The organism is Curtobacterium sp. ME-Dv--P-122a, assembly GCF_030209645.1.
Lineage (GTDB): Bacteria > Actinomycetota > Actinomycetes > Actinomycetales > Microbacteriaceae > Curtobacterium > Curtobacterium flaccumfaciens.
The window spans coordinates 676,813-695,358 of the sequence record NZ_JARVRO010000006.1 but is presented as its reverse complement, the minus strand read 5'-3'; the positions used below and the strand labels follow the sequence as shown (position 1 = coordinate 695,358).

Below are 18,546 nucleotides of genomic sequence, written 5' to 3'. Positions count from 1 at the left end.
CCGAAGCAGGCCGAGGCCTACTTGGCCTTCTCGAGGATCTCGACCAGGCGCCAGCGCTTGGACGCGCTGAGGGGACGGGTCTCGCTGATCACGACGAGGTCGCCGACACCAGCGGTGCCGAGCTCGTCGTGGGCCTTCACCTTGGACGTGCGACGGATGATCTTGCCGTAGAGCGCGTGCTTCACGCGGTCCTCGACCTCGACCACGATGGTCTTGTCCATCTTGTCGCTCGTCACGTAGCCGCGACGCGTCTTGCGGTAGCCGCGAGTGAGGGCGGCGGAGTTCTTCTCTTCGTTCGCCATTACTTCTCCTCGGCGGTCTCGGCCTCGGTCGACTCGGCCGGCTTGTCAGCCTTCTTCGTCGTCTTCTTGGCCTTGGGGGCGGTCTCGACGGGCGCGGGAGTGGCACGGATGCCGAGCTCGCGCTCGCGGAGGACGGTGTAGATGCGGGCGATGTCGCGCTTGACGGCACGGAGACGACCGTGGCTCTCCAGCTGGCCGGTGGCCGACTGGAAGCGGAGGTTGAAGAGTTCCTCCTTGGCCTTCTTCAGCTCGTCAGCGAGACGCTCGTTCTCGAACGTGTCGAGCTCCGTCGGACGGAGCTCCTTGGAACCGATCGCCATTATGCGTCGCCCTCCTCGCGCTTGATGATGCGTGCCTTGAGGGGCAGCTTGTGGATTGCACGAGTCAACGCCTCACGGGCGATCTCCTCGCTGACGCCGGAGAGCTCGAAGAGCACCCGGCCCGGCTTCACGTTCGCGACCCACCACTCGGGCGAACCCTTACCGGAACCCATGCGGGTCTCGGCGGGCTTCTTGGTCAGCGGACGGTCCGGGTAGATGTTGATCCAGACCTTGCCACCACGCTTGATGTGACGCGTCATGGCGATACGAGCGGACTCGATCTGACGGTTGGTCACGTACGCCGGGGTGAGGGCCTGGATGCCGTAGTCGCCGAAGCTGACCTTGGTACCACCGGTGGCCTGACCCGAACGCTTCGGGTGGTGCTGCTTGCGGTGCTTGACTCGACGGGGAATAAGCATGGTTACGCCTCAACTCCTGCGCCGGCCGGCGCGTCCTGCGGGGCCTGCTGCGGACGACGGTCACCGCGGTCGCCGCCACGACGGTCGCCGCCACGGTCGCCACGCTCACCGCGCGGGCCGCCACGACGCTCCGGGCGCGACGAACGCTGGTTCGCCTGCTCGCGAGCGAGCTCCTTGTTCGTGATGTCGCCCTTGTAGATCCAGACCTTCACGCCGATGCGGCCGAACGTGGTCCGGGCCTCGTAGAAGCCGTAGTCGATGTTCGCGCGGAGGGTGTGCAGCGGCACACGGCCTTCGCGGTAGAACTCCGAACGCGACATCTCGGCGCCGCCGAGACGACCCGACACCTGGATGCGGACACCCTTGGCGCCGGCGCGCTGTGCACCCTGCAGGCCCTTGCGCATGGCGCGACGGAACGCGACACGAGCGGAGAGCTGCTCGGCGATGCCCTGCGCGACGAGCTGGGCCTCGGTCTCGGGGTTCTTGACCTCGAGGATGTTCAGCTGGATCTGCTTCTTGGTGAGCTTCTCGAGCTCACCGCGAACGCGCTCCGCCTCGGCGCCGCGGCGGCCGATGACGATGCCCGGACGAGCCGTGTGGATGTCCACGCGGACACGGTCACGGGTGCGCTCGAGCTCGATGCGTGCGACGCCGGCGCGGTCGAGGGTCTTCTTCAGGTACTCGCGCACCTTGATGTCCTCGGCCACGTAGTCGGCGTAGCGCTGACCGGCCTTCTTGCTGTCGGTGAACCAGTGCGAGACGTGGTCCGTCGTGATCCCGAGACGGAAGCCGTACGGGTTGACCTTCTGGCCCATTACTTGCTCGCCTTCTTGCTCGTCGCGGCAACCTCGGCCTCGTCGGGCGTCGCGAGGACGACCGTGATGTGGCTGGTGCGCTTGTTGATGCGGAAGGCGCGGCCCTGGGCGCGCGGCTGGAACCGCTTCAGGGTCGTGCCCTCGTCGACGAAGACGCGGCTCACGTAGAGGTCGCGCTCGTCGAGGAAGCTGTTCGTCGAGTCCGCCTTGACCCGTGCGTTCGCGATCGCCGAGGCGACCAGCTTGTACACGGGCTCCGAAGCGCCCTGGGGGGCGAACTTCAGGATGGCGAGGGCCTCGTGGGCCTGCTTGCCGCGGATCAGCTCGATGACGCGACGGGCCTTCTGAGGCGTGACGCGGATGTGTCGCACGCGTGCGATCGACTCCACCATTTCGTTCCTCCTCTGCGTCGCCGCCTCAGCGGCGACGGCCCTTCTTGTCGTCCTTCACGTGACCACGGAAGGTGCGGGTCGGCGCGAACTCGCCGAGCTTGTGACCGACCATCGACTCGGTGACGAACACCGGGATGTGCTTGCGGCCGTCGTGGACGGCGATCGTGTGCCCGAGCATGTTCGGGACGATCATCGACCGACGCGACCACGTACGGATCACGTTCTTGGTGTTGGCCTCGTTCTGCGTGACGACCTTGCGGAGCAGGTGCTCGTCGACGAAGGGGCCCTTCTTCAGACTGCGTGGCATCTTCTGAACTCCTACTTGCGCTTCTTGCCGGCGTTACGGCGACGGACGATGAGCTTGTCGCTCGGCTTGTTCGGCTTGCGCGTACGGCCCTCGGACTGACCCCAGGGGCTGACCGGGTGACGACCACCGGACGTCTTGCCCTCACCACCACCGTGCGGGTGGTCGACCGGGTTCATGGCGACACCACGGACGGTCGGGCGGACGCCCTTCCAGCGCATGCGGCCGGCCTTGCCCCAGTTGATGTTCGACTGCTCGGCGTTGCCGACCTCGCCGATGGTGGCGCGGCAGCGTGCGTCGACGTTGCGGACCTCGCCCGACGGCAGACGGAGCTGCGCGTAGGGGCCGTCCTTGGCGACGAGACGCACCGAGGCGCCGGCGGAGCGAGCCATCTTGGCGCCGCCACCGGGGCGGAGCTCGATGGCGTGCACGACGGTACCCACGGGGATGTTGCGCAGCGGCAGGTTGTTGCCGGGCTTGATGTCGGCGCCGGGGCCCTGCTCGATGACGTCGCCCTGCTTCAGCTTGTTCGGCGCGATGATGTACCGCTTCGTGCCGTCCACGTAGTGCAGGAGCGCGATGCGCGCAGTGCGGTTGGGGTCGTACTCGATGTGCGCGACCTTGGCGTCGACGCCGTCCTTGTCGGAGCGACGGAAGTCGATCACGCGGTACTGGCGCTTGTGGCCACCACCGATGTGACGCGTGGTGATACGGCCGGAGCTGTTGCGACCACCGGTCTTCGGCAGCGGACGAAGCAGTGACTTCTCCGGAGTCGAACGGGTGATCTCAGCGAAGTCGGCGACCGACGAGCCGCGACGACCGGGGGTCGTCGGCTTGTAGTTACGAATAGCCATGATTTATCCCTCTGGTCCTCAGCCGACAGCCGTGAAGATGTCGATCGAACCGGACTTGAGCGTCACGATGGCGCGCTTGGTGTCCTTGCGCTTGCCGAGACCGAACTTGGTGCGACGGGTCTTGCCCGGGCGGTTCAGCGTGTTGATGCTCGCGACCTTGACGTCGAAGATCTTCTCGATGGCGAGCTTGATCTCGGTCTTGTTCGAGCGGGGGTCCACGATGAACGTGTACTTGCCCTGGTCGATGAGCGCGTAGCTCTTCTCCGAGACGACCGGCGAGATGATGACGTCGCGCGGGTCCTTGTTGAAGCCGCTCATGCGGTGATCTCCTTCGCGGTCTTCGACGCGATGAAGGCGTCGAGGGCGCTCTTGCTGAAGACGACGGCGTCCGAACGCAGCACGTCGTAGGCGTTGAGCTGGCCGTACGAGAGCGCGTGGACGTTCGACAGGTTGCGGATCGACTTGAGCGTCAGCTCGTCGTCCGTCTCGAGCACGACGAGCACGTTCTTGACGGGCGCGACCTTCTCGAGGAGCGTGCGGGCGGTCTTGGTCGACGGCAGTTCAGCCGCGACGAAGCCCTCCACAGCGGAGATGCGGCCACCGCGGGCGCGGTCCGAGAGCGAGCCGAGCAGAGCAGCGGCGATCATCTTCTTCGGGGTGCGCTGCGAGTAGTCGCGCGGGGTCGGTCCGTGGACGACGCCACCGCCGGTGTGCTCCGGAGCACGGACGGAACCCTGACGGGCGCGGCCGGTGCCCTTCTGCTTGAACGGCTTGCGACCGGCACCGCGGACTTCGCCACGGTTCTTGGTCTTGTGGGTGCCCTGACGCGCGGCTGCGAGCTGCGCGGTGACGACCTGGTGGATCAGCGGGACGTTGGTCTCGACGTCGAAGAGAGCTGCGGGGAGCTCGACGGTGCCGGACTTGGCACCCGATGCGTCGAGGACGTCGATCGTGGTTGCGGTCGTGGTGGCCATGATCACTTACCCTTCACGGCGGTGCGGACGAAGACGGAGCGGCCACGAGCACCGGGGACGGCGCCCTTGACGAGCAGCAGACCCTTCTCGGCGTCGACGGCGTGCACCGTGAGGTTGAGGACGGTCACGCGGTCGCCACCCATACGACCAGCCATCCGCATGCCCTTGAAGACGCGCGACGGGGTCGAGGAAGCACCGATCGAGCCGGGCTTGCGGTGGTTGCGGTGCGCACCGTGCGAGGCGCCGACGCCGTGGAAGCCGTGGCGCTTCATGACACCGGCGAAGCCCTTGCCCTTGGACGTACCGACGACGTCGACCTTCTGGCCCGCCGTGAACGTGCCGTCCACGGTGAGCTCCTGGCCGAGCGTGTACTCAGCGGAGTCGTTGGTACGGATCTCGGTGAGGGTGCGACGCGGGGTCACGCCAGCGGCCTCGAAGTGGCCAGCGGCCGGCTTGTTGACCTTGCGAGGGTCGATGGCACCGGCGGCGATCTGGATCGCCTCGTAGCCGTCGCGCTCAGCGTTGCGGATCTGGGTGACCACGTTCGGGCCGACCTCGATCACGGTGACGGGGATGAACTTGTTGTTCTCGTCCCACACCTGGGTCATCCCGAGCTTCTTGCCGAGGAGGCCCTTGACGGTCTTGGTTGAGTTCGCCATTGGTCAGCCCCCTTACAGCTTGATCTCGATGTTGACGTCGGCCGGCAGGTCGAGTCGCATGAGCGAGTCAACGGCCTTCGGCGTCGGGTCGACGATGTCGATGACCCGCTTGTGCGTGCGCTTCTCGAAGTGCTCGCGCGAGTCCTTGTACTTGTGAGGGGAACGGATCACTGCGATCACGTTCTTCTCGGTGGGGAGCGGCACCGGGCCGACCACGGTTGCACCGGCACGGGTCACCGTGTCGACGATCTTCCGGGCCGACGTGTCGATGACCTCGTGGTCATACGACTTGAGCCGGATGCGGATCTTCTGTCCCGCCATGTGTCTCTTGTCCTCTCTGCGCCGCGCACCCTCTGGCCGCCTGACGCCGCTCGGTTCCGCATTCCTGCGGACCGTGCTGTTTTCCTGAACCAACCGGCCGCATCCACTGGGGATGACCGCTGTTCACCTGTCAACCTCGCGGGCGACCGTGGCCGTCCAGCGTGGGCAATCGACTGCCTCGTGCTCCGGGCGCAGCAGTGGTGCACCGCGTCCGTCGCCTCCGGGGAGTCGTGTTCTGCTGCCTGCGGCCCAACCCAGCCCTGCTGAACAAGGGGGTTGTGCACTGCCAGAGCAGTGATCCTGTGGGCGTACACCCACGGGGAATTCGGAACCGGACAAGTCTCGCATAGCCCCGGCCCACGTGCAACCCGGGCGTGTCGCGAATTGCCGGGCGTGTCCCGCCGGCTCGCTTGCCCGGATCCACGCGGATCGGACGGCCTGGAGGCCCGGCTCGGCCCCGCAACGCGACGCACCCTCCGGACGGGGTCCGGAGGGTGCGTCGACGCGGGTCAGGAGACCGTCACTCGGCGGTCACCGGGGGCACGAACCACGGCGGGAACACGGCCACTCGTGGAGCGTGTCCACCGTGGTCGGCGAGCACGGCGCGGACGGTCTGCCGGGCCTTGTCGTTCGGCACGCCGATGACCGCGACCGACGTGAACGGCACGCTCGGTCCGGCGAGCAGCTCGAGGCCGTGCATCTCCGGGTCGGTGAAGTCGGTGCGACGGATCAGGTTCGTGCCGGCGTCGGGACCGACGGCGAACCGGACGTCGTCGGCGTCGGCGTCCTGGTCGGCGACGATCACCGAGGCTCCGAACGCGGAGACCGGCACGACGAGCACGACGTAGTCGATGGCGCGGGTGCGGCGGGCGGCGTCCGACCAGCGCTCGCCCTCGGCGCCCGTACGGAGCTCGTCCCAACGGGTGGCGTCGGGCGACAGCGTGAACGGCACGTGGCCGGCGATCGAGGAGCCGTCGGGCGCCTCGGCCTCGGCGCGGGCGGCGCGGGTGTCGGCGGAACTGACGTCCACGACCGGCTCGGCCTGGTCGGACGCCAGGATGGCGCCGGCACCGACGATGCCGTCGAGGTTGTCGATGTGGGTGACGTGGTGGGCGCGGAGCGCTGCGAACTCACGTGCTTCGGGCAGGTCGGCGGACGACGAACGGAGCGACGTCGGCGACCGGAGCGACGTCCCGGGCCCGGAGGCCGGCGGGTCGACGCGCAGGTTGGTGGTGATGCGGGTCCGGCGGGGTGCCGGGGTGGCTGGGATCTCCGACGCCTCGCGCTGCCGGGGTGCGCAGATGTCGCAGAGCTCGGTGGGGAATCCGTGGATGCACTCGTCGGTCACGACTGTTGTGGGTCCTTCCGTGCCGTGTGGGGGTGGTCCGGCACGTCGACCAACGCTACGTCATCCGGACGGCCCCCGGGTCATTGTCGGTAGAGCAGTGCCCGGACCTCGGCCTCGGCGGACGCCAGGCGGTTCGGATCGATGGTCTCCCCGTGGTCGTACGCGTCGAGCAACCGGGGGTCGATGTAGCTCTGTCGGCACACCGTCGGGGTGTTGCCGAGCTCGTCGCTGGCGGCCTTCACGGCGTGCGAGACGGCCTTCTTCCGCTTGGCCTGGGACGACTGCGGTCCGGTCCTCGCCAGGTCGACCGCGGCCGCGACCGTGCCGTGCAGCGTCCGGAAGTCCTTCGCGGTGAACTCGTCGCCCGCGCGTTCCTTCACGTACGCGTTGATGTCCTCGGCGGAGAGCGGCTCCCACTCCGCACCGCGACGCTCGCGGAACGAGAGCAACCGCGCGTTGGGCCCGCGACGCTTCATGCCGGCGATGACCCGCGCCAGGTCGTGGTCGTGGATCGACGACGACCACTCCTGCCCGCTCTTGCCGGGGAAGTCGAGTTCGATGTCGTCGCCCGACACGTGGGCGTGCGCGCAGAGCAGCGTCGACAGCCCCCGACTGCCGTGCTCGGTGGCGTACCGCTCGGACCCGACTCGGAGCGACCCCTGGTCGAGCATGCGGAACGCTGCGGCCAGCGCACGGCGGCGGTCCGGCTCGGGGCGACGGAGGTCCTGCGTGACGCCGCGGCGGGCGACCGGCAGGGACTCGGCCAGTGCCAACGCACGGTCGTACTTGATCCGGTCCATCCGTTCGCGCCAGGACGGGTGGTACATGTACTGGCGGCGCCCCGCACCGTCCGTACCCGTGGCCAGGATGTGGCCGTTCGCGTACGGGGAGATCCAGACGTCGTCCCACGCCGGCGGGATCACGAACTCCTCGAGTCGACGGCGCTCGTCCGGATCGGTCACGGTGTTGCCGTCGGGGTCGCGGAACGAGAAACCGCGTCCGGAACGGACGCGGTGGTAGCCGCGACCGGAGGTCGCGGATCTGCGGAGGCGGGTCACGCGGTCGAGCCAACTCCGTGACGCCTGTGACGGGTCACGGGGCGGACAGGAGGCCCGTGGCGGGCGCCGCCCCGGGCCTCCTGTCCGGCGCCCTGTACGGCCCGCCAGTGGCCGCGTACGACGAAGCGGGGCCGGGCCCGAAGGCCCGACCCCGCTGTCGCAAGGAACCGGAGTTACTTGATGATCTTCTCGACCGTACCGGCGCCGACCGTGCGACCACCCTCACGGATGGCGAAACGGAGGCCCTCTTCCATGGCGATCGGCTGGATCAGCTCGACCGTCATGGCGACGGTGTCACCGGGCATGACCATCTCGGTGCCCTCGGGCAGCGTGATGACGCCGGTGACGTCCGTGGTGCGGAAGTAGAACTGCGGGCGGTAGTTCGCGTAGAACGGGTTGTGACGCCCACCCTCGTCCTTGGTCAGGATGTACGCGTTCGCCTGGAACTCGGTGTGCGGCGTGACCGAACCCGGCTTCACGACGACCTGGCCGCGCTCCACGTCCTCGCGCTTGAGGCCACGGATGAGCAGACCGGTGTTGTCACCGGCGACCGCCTGGTCGAGCAGCTTGCGGAACATCTCGATGCCCGTGACGGTGGTCTTCTGCGTCGCGCGGATGCCGACGATCTCGACCTCGGCGTTCAGGTTGAGCGTGCCACGCTCGACGCGACCGGTGACGACCGTGCCACGACCGGTGATCGTGAAGACGTCCTCGATCGGCATCAGGAACGGCTGGTCGGTGGCGCGCACCGGGTCCGGCACGTGCTCGTCGACCTGGGCCATGAGGTCCTGGACCGACTTGACCCACTTCTCGTCGCCCTCGAGCGCCTTGAGCGCCGAGACCTGCACGACGGGGGCGTCCTCGTCGAACTGCTGCGAGCCGAGGAGCTCGCGGACCTCGAGCTCGACGAGCTCCAGGATCTCCTCGTCGTCCACCATGTCGGACTTGTTCAGTGCGACGACGATGTAGGGGACGCCGACCTGGCGGGCGAGCAGGACGTGCTCACGCGTCTGGGGCATCGGGCCGTCGGTGGCGGCGACCACGAGGATCGCGCCGTCCATCTGTGCCGCACCCGTGATCATGTTCTTCACGTAGTCGGCGTGACCGGGGGCGTCGACGTGCGCGTAGTGACGCTTCTCGGTCTGGTACTCGACGTGCGAGATGTTGATCGTGATGCCGCGCTGGCGCTCCTCGGGAGCGTTGTCGATCTGCGCGAAGTCGCGGGCCTCGTTGAGGTCCGGGTACTGGTCGTGCAGAACCTTGGTGATCGCCGCCGTGAGCGTGGTCTTGCCGTGGTCGACGTGACCGATGGTTCCGATGTTGACGTGCGGCTTGGTGCGCTCGAACTTGGCCTTGGCCACTGTGGGTCCTCCTCAGGACTCGGAAGCGTCACCCCCGGCCGGCCCTGGATGGGCTCGGGACCGTTGGTGCGCGGTGTGTGTCTGTACTTTACTTGGTGGCGAGGGGCCCGTCGCCGGGCGCCCCCGCCTGTGGAGAAGCGCTGAGCGCTACTCCCCCGCGTTCTTCGCGATGATCTCCTCGGCGACCTTGGCCGGGACCTGACTGTAGGTCTCGAAGGTCATCGAGTAGACCGCACGACCAGAGGTCTTCGACCGCAGGTCGCCGACGTAGCCGAACATCTCGGACAGCGGCACGCTCGCGCGGACCACCTTGACGCCCGAGGCGTCCTCCATCGAGGCGATCTGGCCACGACGGGAGTTCAGGTCACCGATGACGTCGCCCATGTACTCCTCAGGAGTACGGACCTCGACGGCCATGATCGGCTCGAGGATCGCCGGACCGGCCTTGCGAGCCGCTTCCTTGTAGGCGATCGAGCCGGCGATCTTGAACGCCATCTCGGACGAGTCGACGTCGTGCGCCGCGCCGTCCTTGAGGATGGCCTTCACGCCGACCGTCGGGTAGCCCGCGAGGATCCCGACCTGCATGGCGTCCTGGATACCGGCGTCGACCGACGGGATGTACTCGCGCGGGACACGGCCACCGGAGGTCGCGTTGACGAACTCGTAGACCTTCTCGCTCGTGACCTCCATCGGCTCGAGCGCGATCTGCACCTTCGCGAACTGGCCGGAACCACCGGTCTGCTTCTTGTGGGTGTAGTCGTAGCGCTCGACGATCTTGGTGAGCGTCTCGCGGTAGGCCACCTGGGGCTTGCCGACGCTCGCCTCGACGTGGAACTCGCGCTTCATGCGGTCGACGAGGATGTCGAGGTGGAGCTCGCCCATGCCCTTGATCGTCGTCTGACCGGTCTCGGCGTTGAGCTCGACGCGGAACGTCGGGTCCTCTTCGGCGAGCTTCTGGATGGCCGTGGAGAGCTTCTCCTGGTCGGCCTTCGTGTTCGGCTCGATGGCGACCTCGATGACCGGCTCCGGGAACGTCATCGACTCGAGGACGACCTGGTTGGTCGGGTCGCACAGGGTGTCACCGGTGGTGGTGTCCTTGAGGCCGATGACCGCGTAGATGTGGCCAGCGGTCACGTTGGCGACCGGGTTCTCCTTGTTGGAGTGCATCTGGAAGATCTTGCCGATGCGCTCCTTCTTGCCCTTGGTCGAGTTGATGACCTGGGCACCGGACTCGATCGAGCCGGAGTAGACGCGCACGTAGGTCAGACGACCGAAGAACGGGTGCACCGCGACCTTGAACGCGAGGGCCGAGAACGGCTCCGACGCGTCGGGCTTGCGGATGATCTCCTTCTCCTCGTCCTTGACGTCGTGGCCGATCATCGGCGGCACGTCGAGCGGGGACGGGAGGTAGTCGATGACGGCGTCGAGCATCGGCTGGACACCGCGGTTCTTGAACGCGGAACCGCAGAGGACCGGGTAGAGCGTGCTGCTCACGGTGAGGGCACGGATGGCTGCCTTGATCTCGGCGACCGAGAAGTCGGTGTCGCCCTCGAGGTAGCGCTCCATGAGGACGTCGTCCGCCTCGGCCACGCGCTCGATGAGCTTCTCGCGGTACTCGGCGGCACGGTCCTGCAGGTCGGCCGGGATCTCTTCGATCTCGTACTTCGCGCCCATCGCGACGTCACCCTTGGCGTCACCGCGCCAGGTGAGTGCACGCATCTGGACGAGGTCGACGACGCCTTCGAACGAGCTCTCGGAACCGATCGGCAGCTGGAGCACGAGGGGCTCCGCGCCGAGGCGGTTCACGATGGTGTCGACGGTGTAGTAGAAGTCGGCGCCCAGCTTGTCCATCTTGTTGACGAAGCAGATGCGCGGGACGTCGTACTTGTCGGCCTGACGCCAGACGGTCTCGGACTGGGGCTCGACGCCCTCCTTGCCGTCGAAGACGGCGACCGCACCGTCGAGGACGCGGAGCGAGCGCTCCACCTCGACCGTGAAGTCCACGTGACCGGGGGTGTCGATGATGTTGATCTGGTTGTTGTCCCAGAAGCAGGTCGTCGCGGCCGACGTGATCGTAATGCCGCGCTCCTGCTCCTGCGCCATCCAGTCCATCGTGGCAGCGCCGTCGTGGACCTCACCGATCTTGTGCGTGATGCCCGTGTAGAACAGGATGCGCTCGGTCGTCGTGGTCTTGCCGGCATCGATGTGCGCCATGATGCCGATGTTGCGGACCTTGTTCAGGTCGGTGAGCACGTCCTGTGCCACAGGGTTCCTCCGGAAGAGTTGTAGGAGAGGTTGGCGGCCGTCCGGGCGCCGGGGTTCTTGACCACCGGCGCCCGGACGGTGCCGGGACTACCAGCGGTAGTGGGCGAAGGCCTTGTTCGACTCGGCCATCTTGTGCGTGTCCTCGCGGCGCTTGACCGCGGCACCGAGACCGTTCGACGCGTCGAGGATCTCGTTCATGAGACGCTCGGTCATCGTCTTCTCGCGACGGGCCTTGGCGTACGAGGTGAGCCAACGGAGCGCGAGGGTGTTCGCGCGGTGCGGCTTGACCTCGACCGGGACCTGGTAGGTCGAGCCACCGACACGGCGGCTACGGACCTCGAGGGTCGGACGGACATTGTCGAGCGCCTTCTTCAGCGTCACGACGGCGTCCTGCTGGTTCTTGGCGGAAACGCCCTCGAGTGCACCGTAGACGATGCGCTCGGCGAGGCCCTTCTTGCCGTCGAGCAGGATCTTGTTGACGAGCTGGCTGACGATCGGCGCACCGTAGACCGGGTCGGCGACGACGGGACGCTTGGGGGCGGGACCCTTACGAGGCATCTAACTCAACCCTTCTTCGCGCCGTAGCGGCTACGAGCCTGCTTACGGTTCTTGACTGCCTGGGTGTCCAGGGCGCCACGGATGATCTTGTACCGCACACCCGGGAGGTCCTTCACACGACCGCCGCGGACGAGCACCATCGAGTGCTCCTGGAGGTTGTGGCCCTCACCGGGGATGTAGGCCGTGACCTCGGTGCCGTTCGAGAGCTTGACACGAGCGACCTTGCGCAGTGCCGAGTTCGGCTTCTTGGGGGTGGTGGTGTAGACGCGGGTGCACACACCACGCTGCTGGGGGTTCGCCTTCAGGGCGGGCGCCTTGGTCTTGGTGACCTTCGGCGTACGACCCTTGCGAACCAGCTGCTGAATAGTAGGCAACTGTTCTCCTGGTTCTTCGCTCGTGCTCTCTGGCCGGCGCGTTCCGCCGGCTTCCTCGTCCCACGCTGAGCACCGCCGGACGGCGGGTGTTCGAGTGGGGGACGGAGTGGTCCGGCTGGGCGATCCCGCTCGCCGGACTTTTCGGGCGCGCCCGAGGGCGCACACCCGGTAGAGACTACCCGCGTAACGGGACGAAATCAATCCGGGTCACCCCGGGAACCGACACCGTCATGAGCCGGTGTCGGACGACCCGTTGCCCACCGCCGAGCGGAACGTGGCGCCGTCGCTCGAGAAGCCCGTGACGTACCCGCTCGCGTTCACGTTGAGCGGCCCCGCGGAGGCCGTCCCGGTGCCGGCGGCACCCGAGATGTCGGCCGTGTACTTCGCCCGGCCGGGCGCCGTCGTCGTGATCAACCAGCCGTTCGTCGTCCAGCTGCCGACCCGGACCGTCGGCCGCGTCTCGAGCGTCCACTTCTGGTTCGAGTACGTGTACGCGGGGTTCTGCCCGTACGCGTAGAAACTGCAACCGGCGGGGGCGGCGTCGGTGGAGGCGATGCAGCCGTCCACCCAGTCGTCCACAGCCCGCTTGGCGGCCTGCTGCCCGGCGGTGGTCAGGGTCGTGGTCATCTGCACCGGGGTCGAGGTCGACCGACCGAACCCGCTGACGCTCGCCGACCCCCCACGCGCCGTGGTCCACTTGCCACCGTCGAAGGCGACGTCGTACGTGCCGGGCAGTGCACGGAGGCTCACCGTGCCGTCCTTCGCGGTCTTCACGTTCCGGCCGGCGACGGTGACCGCCGCACCGGACGGCCCCCGCACGGCGACGGCGACCGACCCGAGCTCGGGGGCCTGCAGCTCCCAGATCGGGAACACACCCCAGTCCGTCCCGGTCTTGTCCAGCGTGAAGGTCGCAGCGACGTCCTGCCCGCCCTGGCGCAGGTACGCGCGGACCGTCGCGGTGTCGCCGTCCGTGCGCGTCGCGGCGACGCGGTAGCCGGTGACCTTGTCCGATGCCTTCGCGTAGGCGGCTTCGCCGAGCAGCACGTCGGTCTTCTCGCGTTCGATGCCCGCGTCGTCGAGGGCATCGGCCACGCGTCCGGCCGTCAGGTCGTCGAGGAACGCCCGCACCGGGCGGTCCGCCGAGTGCGAGGAGGAGCCGACCGAGTACCCGACGACACCGGCCACGAGCAGCAGGACGACCGCCGTGCCGCCCGAGATGATGCCGATGAGCTGACCGCGGCGGAGCTTCCGGCGAGGACGCTGGGGCGCCGGAGCGGGCATCCCGGGGAATCCGGGGGCTCCTGCGCCGGGACCCGGACCGAACCCCTGGGCCGCTGCCCCGGACGTTCCGTCGGTTCCACGGATCGAGGCCACCGGCGGGACGGCACCCCAGCCGCCCTGCTGGTCCGGATCCTGCGCGTGCTGGTCGCTCATCGTTCCCCCGTTGCGTGTGCGTCGTGCCCTGCGAACACTACCGTCCGGCGGGTTCCTCGCCCGCGTTCGTCCGGTCGTGCCCGGAGCGCTCGTCGGGCTGGTCCAGACGCGCCGTCCCGGCCGCGCCCGAGCCTCCGCCGGTCCGTACCTGGTGGCGAGCCATCGTGATCCCACCGAGCACCGACAGGAGCGCCACCACGACGGACCCGACCACGAACGGCCCGAGGGCGTAGCCCGCGGGGAAGACGAGGAGCTCCGTCGCGTCCGAGCGGACGAGCGCGTAGCCCACGGCTCCGACGCCGAGCATGACCAGGTAGACCGTCGCTGCGGCCACCAGCGCGGTGACCCCGGGGTTGCCGTCGCGCACGCCGGCCGCGGTCGCGAGGAAGACCACCACCGCGCCACCGACCACCATCGCGGGCCCGAGGTACGGGGTGGCGTCGGGCTGCGAGATGACCTCGACGTCGGCGAGCAGGGCTTCGAAGCCCGTGACGGCGATCACGAGCGCGATGAAGAGGACCGACGTCATCGTCGCGATCAACCACCGGGACATGCGCCGATCGTATCGCCGACCGGCTGGTCAGCGAGCGGGTTCGGCGTGGTCCGTGTCGTCCGCGTGCTCGCGACGGTCCGCCCGGTCGGACTGCTCCTGCGCTGCGGCGACCAGGGCGAGCGCGATCGTCGCCGTGATGATCGGGACGGTCTCCGTCATGGGGGCGGGCGCGGAATCCGGCATCGTCGCGGCCGTCTCGTCCGTCGCGTCCGTCGGGTCGGACTGGAGGCCCGTGGTGGCGTCCGCCTCGGCGGTCCCCTCCGGCTCGTGGTCACGCAGCGCCGGGCCGATGACCGGCAGCACCCCGGTGGTCGCGGCCGGCTCGGCATGCAGGACCGGCGGCTCGCTGGACACGGATCCGTCGCGCTTCGCTGCGCGGCGCGCTCGGCCCATCTTCACCAGGACGACGACGGCGACGATCGCCCAGATCCCGTTGACGATGGTCGAGGGGACGGCGTGGTGCGCGGCGACGTTGATGGCCACCGCGAGGCCGCCGACCAGGTTGAACAGCTGGTAGAGCGGGCCGTTCGGGATCTTGCCGGTGGAGAACAAGATGTAACCAGCTAGAACGGTTACTGCGCCGAACCAACCGAGGAATTCCACGATTCCGACCAACACGCGCGACTCCGGGCACGACGAGGAACGGCCGGTTCGAGCCGACCGTTCGAGAGGGGATGAGCAGCCGCGATCACGGCGCTTGGTGCATCGTAATCACAACGACGGGTGTCGCGGAAGTGGGGTCGGCGTGGCGCGGCCGACCCCAGTCCGTGGGGGTCGGGTCAGCCCTTCGCGGCCGTGTCCGAGTCGGCGGTCAGGACGTACACGTAGCCACCGAACGTCCACGTCGTCGCAGCCGCCGCGGCCGGGTCGGTCGAGTCCTGCGAGATGGAGGACGACACCGTGGTGACCAGGAAGAGTCGAGCGCCGTCCTGCATGCCCCCGACGAAGGACAGGGCCTGGTCGAACGACCCGTCGACCGACACGGAGACGGGGATGGCCGAGAAGTTCGCGGCCGAGATCGCCGGGTCGGTCACGGGCACCGTCGCGGCGCCTGTGGATGCCGCGGTCGGCTCGGGCGTCGCCTCGTCCGTCACGGAGGCCGACGAGTCCTCGGTGCCCGCGGCAGTCGAGGCTGCGACGGGGGCGGTGTACGACACAGCGTCGGACGTCGTGATCGCGGACACCTTCACGCCAGCCCGGGCTGCCACGCCGTCGACTGCGCCGTAGAACGAGGACATGTTCGCACTCGACGGCACCGAGGTGGTGAGCTCCGCGAGTTCCGCCTTCATCGCCGGCAGGGACTTCGCGCGGTCCTTGAGCCGGGCGAGTTCCGCCGCCGTCGTCCGGTTCGTCGCGTCCACCGACACTTGGTCAGCACGGTCGCTCGCGGCCTGTGCGAGATGTGGCTGCACGCCGAGGAAGAACCCCGCGAGTGCCACCACGACCATCGCCACGACGGCGAGGAGCATGTTGAGTCGGTTGCGGGTCATCTCACTCGCCCTTGTCCTGGTACTTGCCGTCGAAGGCGGCCTGGTCGACGTGGATCGTCATGTTCACCGTGTACGTGCCCGTCGTCGGGTCGAGCGTGACCGAGTTCGCGGTCGCGTCGACGAAGCCCTTGAGCCCCTTGACGGCATCGAGCCATGACGGAACGGACGGCAGCGTCGGGCTCTGCGCGTCGATGGTCAGGGTCGCGACACGCTGCCCCTGAAGCGGGGTGTCAGCCTGCGCGTAGGTCTCCAGCGGCGTGGCCGAGTCGATCGCGACGCCGGTGATCTCGACTCCCGCCGGGAGCGATGCCTTCAGCGAAGCGAGGTACGGCTGCCAGGCGATCTCCGTGGCCCCGCCGACCGACTGCGCGGCTTCACGCAGCGCGGTACCGGCCTCCGTGTCCCGGACCTCGCGGTAGTTCGCCTGCTGCTGCAGGAGCGACAGGGTCTCGTCCTGCGCGTGGGTCAGGTCGTCGTGGGCCTGGCTGGACAGGAGGCTGGCTCCGGCGGTCGCGATCCCGACCACGATCGCCACGAGGACGACGCCCGCCCACATCCGACGGACGACGCGGCTGCTGCGTCGGTCGGCGAGGACCTCGGTGGGCAGCAGATCGACACTGGGGCGGCCCCCGACGACGATCTCGCTGGGGGTGGTCCGACGCTGACGTTTGACTCGCTCCGCGGTCTCGGCGGCGACGCGCAGTGCGGGGTCGGGCGCCGCTCCTCGGCGGCGACTCCGTCCAGAGCGCGAGGGCTTCGACTTGGTCGACTGGCTCATGCTGCCTTCCCTCCCGCGGCGAGTCCCCATGCCACGGCGATCGATGCGCCGTGCGCGTGCAGGTCCTCGACGCGGATCGACTTCGCGAGCGCGACGTTCGCGAACGGTGCCCCGAACCGGACGGGCGTCCGGGTGAACTCCGAGAGCGCCGCGGCGAAACCGGGGAGCGCAGCTGCAGCACCGCAGAGCAGGATCTCGCCGACGGGCTCGGCAGGGTGGGTGTTGACGAAGTAGTTGACGGTGTTGCGGAGACTCGAGAGCAGTTCGCCCATCGTCTCGCGGACCGCCGCGACCGCGAGCGCGTCGTCGCCGGTCCGCGCCCGCTCCGGATCCATGCCCAGGTGGCGCTTGACGGCTTCGGCCGCTCCCTCGTCGATCGTCAGCCGGCCGGCGAGGAGCCGCGTGATGTCATCGCCGCCGGTCGGCACGATACGGACGAACTTCGGGACGCCGTCGGTGACGATGACGACGGTCGTCGTGTTGCCGCCGCACTCGACGATGGCCACGGTGCCCGACCGGTTCGACGGCGCGAGGACACGTGCCAGGGCGAACGGGATGAGGTCGACACCGACCGGCTTGAGCCCGGCGTTCTGGACCGCGCGGACGTTGGCGAGCACGGCGTCCTTCACCGCGGCGACGAGGAGACCGCTCACGGTGGGGCCGTTCTCCCCCGTCTCCTCGCTGGTCGGGTAGAAGTCGAGGATGGCGTCGCCCACGGGCACGGGGAGCATGTCCTGCACCTGGAAGGGCAACGATTCACGGATCTGCGCGATGGGGGCCTTCGGGACCGTCAGGTCGCGCGACAGCACCCGCTGGTTGCCCATGCCGAGCACGACGTCCTTCGAGCGGAAGCGCCCGAGCGACCAGAGCTGTCGGAGCGCACCCGCGACGGTGTTCGGCTCGAGCACCTCCCCCTGCTTCGTCGCGCCCGGGGGCACGGGCACCTCGGCGAATCGCAGGATCGTCGGTCTCGGCTTGTCGGCGTCCTGGACCTCGACAGCACGGATCGCGGCGGCGCCGATGTCGACGCCCACGATGCTCTTCGACATGGGTGGTCCTTCCGTGACCGTCTTCGGGTCGGTCTGGTGGGTCAGCGCGCGGCGAGGCGTCAGGCGAGTCCGAGGAGGCGCAGGTAGCCGTCCCAGGCGGGGGCACCGACGGCGATGCCGAGCCACGCACCCGCGAGCATCCAGGGGCCGAACGGGATCCCGCTGCGACGGCCCGCCCGGCGCACGACCAGGAGGACGACTGCGAAGGTACCTCCGAGCAGGAACGCCGCGAAAGAACCCACTGCGAGGGGTCCCCATCCGAGGTACGCCAGCACGAGGCCGAGCACGCCGGCGAGCTTCACGTCGCCGAGCCCCATCCCGCCGGGCACCGCCAGCGCGAGCACGAGGTAGACGCCGCCGAGGACGACCAGGCCGATGAGGCCCCGGAGCGCGGCGCCCCAGTCCCCGGACGCCGCCGACGCCGCCAGCAGGAGCACGGGCAGCACGACGTAGGCCGGCAGCACGATCCGGTTCGGCAACGTGTGGGTGTCGAGGTCGATGAGCGTCAACGAGATGCTGATCGCCATCAGGTACAGGAGTGCGACGAGCAGGATCGCAGCGTGGATCGTTCCGGGGACGCCGTCCGGCCCCGCCAGCGGCGACCACGGAGCGAGTACCGAGAGCAGCGTCACCGCGACGAACAGGAGGCCCGTGGCGGCTTCGACGAGCGGGTACCGGGCCGAGATGGGCGCGCCGCAGTCGCGGCACCGGGCGCGCAGGACGAGCCATGAGATCACGGGCACGTTGTCGCGACCTCGGATCGCGTGACCGCATCCGGGGCAGGAGCTGGCCGGCGCGACGACGGACATGCCCGCGGGCACCCGGTGCACGACGACGTTCAGGAACGACCCGATCGCGAGACCGAGCAGACCGACCAGCGCGGCGACGAGGGGCGCCACCGAAGTGAAGGAAGCCACG

At 68.7% G+C, this 18,546-nt stretch carries 24 protein-coding genes; all 24 read right to left on the bottom strand.

The genetic code is table 11. From position 1 onward, the window contains the following. Positions 1-17: 17 nt before the first annotated feature. Positions 18-302 carry a 30S ribosomal protein S17 gene (rpsQ, locus tag QRN49_RS08305; protein ID WP_017885524.1) on the bottom strand — a complete coding sequence of 95 codons (285 nt, stop codon included), beginning with the start codon at positions 300-302 and terminating at the stop codon, positions 18-20. After that, a complete protein-coding gene (rpmC, locus tag QRN49_RS08300; protein WP_017885525.1) occupies positions 302-622 on the bottom strand; it encodes a 50S ribosomal protein L29 in 321 nt (106 codons plus the stop codon). The genes rpsQ and rpmC overlap by 1 nt, the downstream gene beginning before the upstream one ends. Further along, positions 622-1,041, bottom strand: coding sequence for a 50S ribosomal protein L16 (rplP, locus tag QRN49_RS08295; RefSeq protein ID WP_017885526.1), 420 nt, complete (start codon positions 1,039-1,041; stop codon positions 622-624). The genes rpmC and rplP overlap by 1 nt, the downstream gene beginning before the upstream one ends. A 2-nt stretch (positions 1,042-1,043) precedes the next feature. Beyond that, on the bottom strand, positions 1,044-1,856 hold the full coding sequence (gene rpsC / locus QRN49_RS08290) for a 30S ribosomal protein S3 (protein WP_017885527.1): 813 nt from the start codon (positions 1,854-1,856) through the stop codon (positions 1,044-1,046). After that, complete coding sequence (rplV, locus tag QRN49_RS08285; RefSeq protein ID WP_035809257.1) at positions 1,856-2,248, bottom strand: 50S ribosomal protein L22; 393 nt, start codon at positions 2,246-2,248, stop codon at positions 1,856-1,858. Before rplV ends, rpsC begins: the two co-directional genes overlap by 1 nt. A 25-nt stretch (positions 2,249-2,273) precedes the next feature. Next, entirely contained in the window at positions 2,274-2,555 is a 282-nt protein-coding gene (gene rpsS, locus QRN49_RS08280; RefSeq protein ID WP_017885529.1) for a 30S ribosomal protein S19, read from the bottom strand. An 11-nt stretch (positions 2,556-2,566) separates the two neighbouring features. After that, positions 2,567-3,406 (bottom strand): 50S ribosomal protein L2, encoded by an 840-nt coding sequence (gene rplB / locus QRN49_RS08275; RefSeq protein ID WP_027466728.1) that lies wholly within the window; start codon positions 3,404-3,406, stop codon positions 2,567-2,569. Positions 3,407-3,424: 18 nt separating this feature from the next. After that, a complete protein-coding gene (gene rplW, locus QRN49_RS08270) occupies positions 3,425-3,724 on the bottom strand; it encodes a 50S ribosomal protein L23 (RefSeq protein WP_027466729.1) in 300 nt (99 codons plus the stop codon). Next, complete coding sequence (gene rplD / locus QRN49_RS08265; RefSeq protein ID WP_027466730.1) at positions 3,721-4,380, bottom strand: 50S ribosomal protein L4; 660 nt, start codon at positions 4,378-4,380, stop codon at positions 3,721-3,723. Before rplD ends, rplW begins: the two co-directional genes overlap by 4 nt. A 2-nt stretch (positions 4,381-4,382) precedes the next feature. Continuing rightward, positions 4,383-5,039 carry a 50S ribosomal protein L3 gene (gene rplC / locus QRN49_RS08260; protein ID WP_027466731.1) on the bottom strand — a complete coding sequence of 219 codons (657 nt, stop codon included), beginning with the start codon at positions 5,037-5,039 and terminating at the stop codon, positions 4,383-4,385. A 12-nt stretch (positions 5,040-5,051) separates the two neighbouring features. Continuing rightward, positions 5,052-5,360 carry a 30S ribosomal protein S10 gene (gene rpsJ / locus QRN49_RS08255; RefSeq protein ID WP_017885534.1) on the bottom strand — a complete coding sequence of 103 codons (309 nt, stop codon included), beginning with the start codon at positions 5,358-5,360 and terminating at the stop codon, positions 5,052-5,054. 520 nt (positions 5,361-5,880) lie between these two features. Continuing rightward, complete coding sequence (locus QRN49_RS08250) at positions 5,881-6,708, bottom strand: DarT ssDNA thymidine ADP-ribosyltransferase family protein (RefSeq protein ID WP_084741336.1); 828 nt, start codon at positions 6,706-6,708, stop codon at positions 5,881-5,883. A gap of 80 nt (positions 6,709-6,788) precedes the next feature. Then, the gene (locus QRN49_RS08245; protein WP_284755112.1) at positions 6,789-7,766 is read right to left on the bottom strand and encodes a DNA topoisomerase IB; all 978 of its coding nucleotides are present in this window, start codon (positions 7,764-7,766) and stop codon (positions 6,789-6,791) included. A 173-nt stretch (positions 7,767-7,939) separates the two neighbouring features. Further along, complete coding sequence (gene tuf / locus QRN49_RS08240; RefSeq protein WP_027466734.1) at positions 7,940-9,127, bottom strand: elongation factor Tu; 1,188 nt, start codon at positions 9,125-9,127, stop codon at positions 7,940-7,942. A gap of 147 nt (positions 9,128-9,274) precedes the next feature. Further along, complete coding sequence (gene fusA, locus QRN49_RS08235; protein ID WP_027466735.1) at positions 9,275-11,392, bottom strand: elongation factor G; 2,118 nt, start codon at positions 11,390-11,392, stop codon at positions 9,275-9,277. An 87-nt stretch (positions 11,393-11,479) separates the two neighbouring features. Continuing rightward, on the bottom strand, positions 11,480-11,950 hold the full coding sequence (gene rpsG, locus QRN49_RS08230; protein ID WP_017885539.1) for a 30S ribosomal protein S7: 471 nt from the start codon (positions 11,948-11,950) through the stop codon (positions 11,480-11,482). A gap of 5 nt (positions 11,951-11,955) precedes the next feature. After that, positions 11,956-12,324: a 30S ribosomal protein S12 gene (gene rpsL, locus QRN49_RS08225; protein ID WP_017885540.1), complete on the bottom strand. Its 369-nt coding sequence runs from the start codon at positions 12,322-12,324 to the stop codon at positions 11,956-11,958. 228 nt (positions 12,325-12,552) lie between these two features. Beyond that, positions 12,553-13,758, bottom strand: a complete 1,206-nt coding sequence (locus tag QRN49_RS08220) for a hypothetical protein (RefSeq protein WP_284755111.1) — start codon at positions 13,756-13,758, stop codon at positions 12,553-12,555. Positions 13,759-13,795: 37 nt separating this feature from the next. Beyond that, a complete protein-coding gene (locus QRN49_RS08215) occupies positions 13,796-14,311 on the bottom strand; it encodes a DUF6121 family protein (RefSeq protein WP_209129698.1) in 516 nt (171 codons plus the stop codon). Between the two features lie 27 nt (positions 14,312-14,338). Then, on the bottom strand, positions 14,339-14,914 hold the full coding sequence (locus tag QRN49_RS08210; RefSeq protein WP_284755110.1) for a CBU_0592 family membrane protein: 576 nt from the start codon (positions 14,912-14,914) through the stop codon (positions 14,339-14,341). A gap of 176 nt (positions 14,915-15,090) precedes the next feature. Next, positions 15,091-15,801 carry a hypothetical protein gene (locus QRN49_RS08205; protein ID WP_284755109.1) on the bottom strand — a complete coding sequence of 237 codons (711 nt, stop codon included), beginning with the start codon at positions 15,799-15,801 and terminating at the stop codon, positions 15,091-15,093. A 1-nt stretch (position 15,802) separates the two neighbouring features. Next, positions 15,803-16,579, bottom strand: a complete 777-nt coding sequence (locus tag QRN49_RS08200) for a PilN family protein (protein WP_111038485.1) — start codon at positions 16,577-16,579, stop codon at positions 15,803-15,805. Next, on the bottom strand, positions 16,576-17,628 hold the full coding sequence (gene pilM / locus QRN49_RS08195; RefSeq protein ID WP_209080914.1) for a type IV pilus assembly protein PilM: 1,053 nt from the start codon (positions 17,626-17,628) through the stop codon (positions 16,576-16,578). The genes QRN49_RS08200 and pilM overlap by 4 nt, the downstream gene beginning before the upstream one ends. 59 nt (positions 17,629-17,687) lie before the next feature. Further along, positions 17,688-18,545 carry a prepilin peptidase gene (locus QRN49_RS08190; RefSeq protein ID WP_284755108.1) on the bottom strand — a complete coding sequence of 286 codons (858 nt, stop codon included), beginning with the start codon at positions 18,543-18,545 and terminating at the stop codon, positions 17,688-17,690. Position 18,546: the final 1 nt, after the last annotated feature.

Excerpts from the sequence above, each read along its gene's own strand:
- rpsQ (WP_017885524.1), bottom strand. The coding sequence starts at position 302 with ATGGCGAACGAAGAGAAGAACTCCGCCGCCCTCACTCGCGGCTACCGC.
- rpmC (WP_017885525.1), bottom strand. The coding sequence starts at position 622 with ATGGCGATCGGTTCCAAGGAGCTCCGTCCGACGGAGCTCGACACGTTC.
- rplP (WP_017885526.1), bottom strand. The coding sequence starts at position 1,041 with ATGCTTATTCCCCGTCGAGTCAAGCACCGCAAGCAGCACCACCCGAAG.
- rpsC (WP_017885527.1), bottom strand. The coding sequence starts at position 1,856 with ATGGGCCAGAAGGTCAACCCGTACGGCTTCCGTCTCGGGATCACGACG.
- rplV (WP_035809257.1), bottom strand. The coding sequence starts at position 2,248 with ATGGTGGAGTCGATCGCACGCGTGCGACACATCCGCGTCACGCCTCAG.
- rpsS (WP_017885529.1), bottom strand. The coding sequence starts at position 2,555 with ATGCCACGCAGTCTGAAGAAGGGCCCCTTCGTCGACGAGCACCTGCTC.
- rplB (WP_027466728.1), bottom strand. The coding sequence starts at position 3,406 with ATGGCTATTCGTAACTACAAGCCGACGACCCCCGGTCGTCGCGGCTCG.
- rplW (WP_027466729.1), bottom strand. The coding sequence starts at position 3,724 with ATGAGCGGCTTCAACAAGGACCCGCGCGACGTCATCATCTCGCCGGTC.
- rplD (WP_027466730.1), bottom strand. The coding sequence starts at position 4,380 with ATGGCCACCACGACCGCAACCACGATCGACGTCCTCGACGCATCGGGT.
- rplC (WP_027466731.1), bottom strand. The coding sequence starts at position 5,039 with ATGGCGAACTCAACCAAGACCGTCAAGGGCCTCCTCGGCAAGAAGCTC.
- rpsJ (WP_017885534.1), bottom strand. The coding sequence starts at position 5,360 with ATGGCGGGACAGAAGATCCGCATCCGGCTCAAGTCGTATGACCACGAG.
- rpsG (WP_017885539.1), bottom strand. The coding sequence starts at position 11,950 with ATGCCTCGTAAGGGTCCCGCCCCCAAGCGTCCCGTCGTCGCCGACCCG.
- QRN49_RS08220 (WP_284755111.1), bottom strand. The coding sequence starts at position 13,758 with ATGAGCGACCAGCACGCGCAGGATCCGGACCAGCAGGGCGGCTGGGGT.
- QRN49_RS08215 (WP_209129698.1), bottom strand. The coding sequence starts at position 14,311 with ATGTCCCGGTGGTTGATCGCGACGATGACGTCGGTCCTCTTCATCGCG.
- QRN49_RS08205 (WP_284755109.1), bottom strand. The coding sequence starts at position 15,801 with ATGACCCGCAACCGACTCAACATGCTCCTCGCCGTCGTGGCGATGGTC.
- QRN49_RS08200 (WP_111038485.1), bottom strand. The coding sequence starts at position 16,579 with ATGAGCCAGTCGACCAAGTCGAAGCCCTCGCGCTCTGGACGGAGTCGC.
- pilM (WP_209080914.1), bottom strand. The coding sequence starts at position 17,628 with ATGTCGAAGAGCATCGTGGGCGTCGACATCGGCGCCGCCGCGATCCGT.